Raw genomic sequence first — 4,681 nt, forward strand, 5'->3', positions numbered from 1 at the left:
CGCTCCGCCACCGGGCCCGCCTGGGGCCATCCCGCCGCCCGCGCCGGTCCCGCCCGACCTGCCCTTGCCGCCCTCCCCACCGGCGGTGGTGCCGGTCATGCCCGCGCCTGCCGTGGCCGCTGGCCCCGTTCCCGTCGAGCTGGCGCCGGAGGCGCCGGCATTCCCGCCGGTCGGCGCCTCGTCCAGATCCGTGCCGGAGCCCGAGCCCCCGGAACTGCCGGCAGCCATGCCGCCCGCCATCCCGCCGCCGCCCCGCGTCATCGGTCCCGACCCCGCGCCGACGCCGCTGCGCGGGCCGACTGCGCCGCCCGCATCCCCGCCGGCCCCTGCGCTCCTGGCCCCTTCGGCCACGACTGAGGCACCGCCTGCGCCAGAGGCGCCTCCGGCAGCCATCGCGCCCGCCCCGATCGGCCGGGTGCTGACCCGGATCATGGCGAATGTGCGCGAGGGGCCGGGTATATCGACGCCTTCGGTGCGGGTCGTGCCGCAGGGCATCACCCTGCGGCTCTACGCCCGTTCCGGCAGCTGGATGCAGGTGGGGGACCAGGAACCCTGGGGCTGGATCCACGCCAGCCTGGTCGCCCCCGTCCCCTGAACGCGCCCCTCCGGGCGCCTCCGCTACCTCTGCAGCGTCTCGATGTGGCTCACCAGTTCGACGATGCGGCCGCGGATGTAGGTCTCGCGGCCGAACTCACCGAAGCGGTTGCCCGCCTCCACCGAGAACACGGCGCCCCAGGCCGGCATCTCGCGTGTGCCATGGGCCGGCACCTGTGTGCGGCCATCCACCACCAGGAACACGCGATAGAACGGGAACTCCCGGTTCGGGTCGCGCTGGCGCAGCGTGGTCAGGTCGGATGGCGGCACGGTCAGGAACTGCCGCATCGGCCCGTCGCCGCGGCCTTGCGCCCCGTGGCATTGCGCGCAGGCCAGCGTGTAGGCCTCCTGCCCGCGCGAGGGCTGCTGCGCCTGCGCCGCCCCCGCCGTTGCCAGGGCGGCGCCGCATGCGGCGGCGAGCAGGCTTTTCCGGACTCGCGTCATGTCGGGCACTCCTCCAGACGGGCATTCGATGCGATGCCCGATATATTTAAGATCCGAAATTTCCGATGGAGGGGCAAGTCGCTTGGCCTGTCGGCCACATGAAGAATAGTGCAGGGCTGGCCAGGAGCGGCGCTCTGCTGCGCCGATCAGCCGCGTTCGTAGATCAGGCGCGCGCGCACCGTGCCGGGCAGGGCACGCAGCTCCGCCAGGATGGCGTCGGCATCGGCGCGCGCTTCCACGCTCTCGACCACCACGTAGCCGAGCTCGGAATCCGTTTGGTAGTACTGCGCGGCGATGTTGAGGCCGCGCCGGCCGAAGCTCTCGTTGATCCGGCTGAGGATGCCTGGCGCGTCGCGGTGCAGGTGGGTCCAGCGGGCGCCGGTGGGCCGGGCCGGCAGCTGCACCTGCGGCAGGTTCACCGCGCCGACCGTCGCGCCGGTGTCGCTGTAGTCCACCAGCTTGCGCGCCACCTCCACGCCGATGCGGTCCTGCGCCTCGGCCGTGCTGCCGCCGATATGCGGCGTCAGCAGCACGTTGGGCAGGCCCTGAAGGGGAGATTCGAAGGCCTCGCCGTTGCGCTTCGGCTCCACCGGGAAGACGTCCACCGCGGCGCCCAGGATGCGCTTCTCGCGCAGCGCCGCCGCCAGCGCGTCCACGTCCACCACCGTGCCGCGGGCGTTGTTGATCAGGATCGCGCTCGGCTTCATCTGCGCCAGTTCCGCCGCGCCGATCATGCCGATGGTCTCTGGCGTCTCCGGCACGTGCAGCGTGACGACATCCGCCTGGCGCAGCAGCTCGGCCAGGCTGGCCACCGGCTGGGCATTGCCGTGTGGCAGCTTGCCCGTGTGGTCGAAATAGATCACCCGCATCCCGAAGGCCTCGGCCAGCACCGAGAGCTGGCTGCCGATGTTGCCGTAGCCGACGATGCCGAGAGTCTTGCCGCGCATCTCCCAGGAATTCGCCGCCGACTTGTCCCAGCCGCCCTGGTGGGCCGCGTTCGACTTGTCCACGATGCCGCGCAGCAGCATCACCGATTCCGCCAGCGTCAGCTCCGCGACGGAGCGCGTGTTGGAGAAGGGGGCGTTGAACACCGCCACACCGCGCCGCGCCGCGGCGCGCAGGTCCACCTGGTTGGTGCCGATGCAGAAGCAGCCGATGGCGATCAGCCGGTCCGCGGCCTCCAGCACCTCCTCCGTCACCTCGGTACGGGAGCGGATGCCCAGGATGTGGACGCCCTTCACCGCCTCGATCAGCGCCTGGCCTTCCAGGGCGCGCTTCTCGCGCTGGATGGTCACGTAGTCGGCGCTGCCGAACAGCTCCACCGCGGAATCGGCGATGCCCTCCAGCAGCAGGATGCGGATGCGGTCCTTCGGAAGCGAGATGCGGTCGGTCATGCGGTCGTGATCCCGGGGAGGCGGCGGGTTCTGCCCGCCGCCGGGCCGGCCGGCAAGGGCGCGGGCTTGATCCGGAGCGGCGTCGGATTACGTGTCTGTCATGCACGCCCAGGACCTGCCACGCCCCGCCGCACGGGACGGCGCGATCGCGCTCGGTACCCTGGCCGACCGCTTCGGTATGGCCGGGGCGGGCGCGCTGCTGCTGCTGCTGGCGGTGCCCGCCTTCCTCCCTGTGCCGCTGCCCACCGGCATCCCGGCCGGGATCGCGATGGCGGCGATCGGCGTGCAGATCGCCCTCGGTCACGCGCGGCCCTGGCTGCCGGGCTGGGCGCGGCGCCTCAGCCTTCGGCGCCGGCAGGTCGCCGACGGCTTGGCGCGTCTGTTCCGAATCCTGCGGCGCTGCGGCTTGCGGCTCCGCCGCCGGCTGCCGGCGGCGGTCGGCACCCATGGCTCGCCGCGCCCGCTGACCGGTGTAGTGCTAGTGGCCTGCGGCGCGGTGATCGTGCTGCCGATCCCCTTCGGCAACCAGCTGCCGAGCCTGGCGGTCGCGGCCATCGGGCTCGGCCTCCTGCGCGGCGACGGGCTGTTCGTGCTGGCTGGCTACGGCTTGGCCGTGGCAGCCGCAGCCTGGACCGTGGCGCTGCTGGTCGCCGGCGCCGGCCTCGCGGAGGCCGTATCAGGCCTGTTCGGCTGACGGGGGTGCCGAGGCCGGGCGGCTTGCCTTCCCGGCCACGATCGTGCGCATCCTCCGCCACCGGCGGGAGGGCATGATGGCGGTGGACACGGTGGTCTTCGACGTGGGGAACGTTCTGATCCGCTGGGATCCCCGCCACCTCTACCGCAAGCTGTTCGACGACGCCGCGGCGATGGAGCGCTTCCTGTCGGAGGTCTGCACCGATGCCTGGAACCTCGAACAGGACCGCGGCCGCAGCTGGGAGGAGGCGATCGCGCATCTGGTGCCGCGCTTCCCGGCGCAGGAGGCATTGATCCGCGCCTATTCCGAACGCTGGCACGAGATGGTGCCGGGCGAGGTCGAGGGCAGCGTCGCCATCCTGGAGGGGCTGCGCGCCGCCGGCGTGCCGCTCTACGCCATCACCAACTTTTCCGCCGAGAAGTTCGCCGAGGCGCAGGCGCGCTTCGCCGTCCTGCGCGGCTTCCGCGACGTGGTCGTCAGCGCGCATGAGCGACTGCTCAAGCCCGACCCGGCGATCTACCGCGTGCTGCTGGACCGCAACGGGCTGGAGGCCGGACGCTGCCTGTTCATCGACGACAGCGAGAGGAACGTCCGTGGCGCGGAGGCCGTGGGCATGCGCGCCCACCATTTCCGCGACGCACCGACCCTGGCCGCCGAACTCCGCGCGATGGGGCTGCCATTGGGGCTGCCGGCATGACCGTGCCGCGGATCGAGGGGCTGGCCGGCAAGAGGGCGCTGGTCACCGGGCATCGCGGTGGCATCGGCGACGCGATCCGGCGCGTGCTTGAGGCGTCGGGCTGCCGCGTCGCGGGGCTGGACCTGCCGGAAGTGGACCTCGGCGACCTCGCAGCCGTCCCAGGCCATGTCGAAGCCGCCATCGCCGCGCTCGGCGGGCTCGAGGTGGTGGTGAACAACGCCGGCGCCACGGCGCTGGGCGACCTGGTGGACACGCCGATCGCGGAGGCGGAGCGCATCCTGCGCATCAATGTCCTCGCGCCCTTCGCCGTGCTGCAGGCGGCCATCCCGCACATGGCCGCGGGCGGCGGCGGGGCGGTGGTGAACATCGCCTCCGACCAGGCGCTCATCGGCAAGCGCGTCTCGGCGGCCTATGGCGCGAGCAAGGCCGCCATCGCGCAGCTGACGCGCAGCGCCGCGCTGGACTGGGCGCCGCAGCGCATCCGTTTCAACTGCATCGCGCCGGGCAGCACCGACACGCCGATGCTGCGCCGGGTGATCGCGGAGCTCGCCGCCCGCTACCCGGACCGCTACGCCGCCGGCAGCGCGGCCGCCTATGCCGCGGCCGTGCCGCTGGGGCGCTTCGCCGACCCGCTGGAGATCGCCGCCGTCGTCGCCTTCCTGGCCAGCGACCACGCCAGCTTCGTCACCGGCATCGTCATGCCGGTGGATGGCGGGACCACCGCGGAATGACCGCGCCCGTCGCGCTGGTCACCGGCGGCACGCAGGGCATCGGGCTGGCCTGCGCCGCGCGCCTCGCCGCCGCCGGCTACGAGGTGGTCGCCGCGGCCCGCCATGCGCCTGCCGCGCCGCTGCCCGC

At 73.0% G+C, this 4,681-nt stretch carries 7 protein-coding genes; 5 read left to right on the forward strand and 2 right to left on the reverse strand.

The window, feature by feature from the left end:
* The first annotated feature begins 415 nt into the window (after positions 1 to 415).
* Complete coding sequence (locus OZN99_RS25880) at positions 416 to 595, forward strand: SH3 domain-containing protein (RefSeq protein ID WP_270938114.1); 180 nt, start codon at positions 416 to 418, stop codon at positions 593 to 595.
* A gap of 23 nt (positions 596 to 618) precedes the next feature.
* Here OZN99_RS25880 and OZN99_RS25885 read toward each other — a convergent pair whose 3' ends face one another.
* Together OZN99_RS25885 and serA are read right to left on the reverse strand one after the other, a co-directional pair.
* On the reverse strand, positions 619 to 1,038 hold the full coding sequence (locus OZN99_RS25885) for a c-type cytochrome (RefSeq protein ID WP_270938115.1): 420 nt from the start codon (positions 1,036 to 1,038) through the stop codon (positions 619 to 621).
* Positions 1,039 to 1,184: 146 nt separating this feature from the next.
* Positions 1,185 to 2,432, reverse strand: a complete 1,248-nt coding sequence (gene serA, locus OZN99_RS25890; RefSeq protein ID WP_270938116.1) for a phosphoglycerate dehydrogenase — start codon at positions 2,430 to 2,432, stop codon at positions 1,185 to 1,187.
* A 100-nt stretch (positions 2,433 to 2,532) separates the two neighbouring features.
* Between serA and OZN99_RS25895 the strand changes: the two genes are divergently transcribed.
* The 4 genes from OZN99_RS25895 to OZN99_RS25910 all read left to right on the forward strand — a co-directional run.
* Positions 2,533 to 3,126: an exopolysaccharide biosynthesis protein gene (locus tag OZN99_RS25895; RefSeq protein WP_270938117.1), complete on the forward strand. Its 594-nt coding sequence runs from the start codon at positions 2,533 to 2,535 to the stop codon at positions 3,124 to 3,126.
* A gap of 43 nt (positions 3,127 to 3,169) precedes the next feature.
* On the forward strand, positions 3,170 to 3,823 hold the full coding sequence (locus OZN99_RS25900) for an HAD family hydrolase (protein WP_270938118.1): 654 nt from the start codon (positions 3,170 to 3,172) through the stop codon (positions 3,821 to 3,823).
* Positions 3,820 to 4,554 carry an SDR family NAD(P)-dependent oxidoreductase gene (locus OZN99_RS25905; protein WP_270938119.1) on the forward strand — a complete coding sequence of 245 codons (735 nt, stop codon included), beginning with the start codon at positions 3,820 to 3,822 and terminating at the stop codon, positions 4,552 to 4,554. Before OZN99_RS25900 ends, OZN99_RS25905 begins: the two co-directional genes overlap by 4 nt.
* The coding region (locus OZN99_RS25910) for an SDR family NAD(P)-dependent oxidoreductase (RefSeq protein ID WP_270938120.1) at positions 4,551 to 4,681 on the forward strand (131 nt) is incomplete at its 3' end. The genes OZN99_RS25905 and OZN99_RS25910, both read left to right, overlap by 4 nt.

The organism is Falsiroseomonas oryzae (assembly GCF_027856955.1).
Lineage (GTDB): Bacteria > Pseudomonadota > Alphaproteobacteria > Acetobacterales > Acetobacteraceae > Falsiroseomonas > Falsiroseomonas oryzae.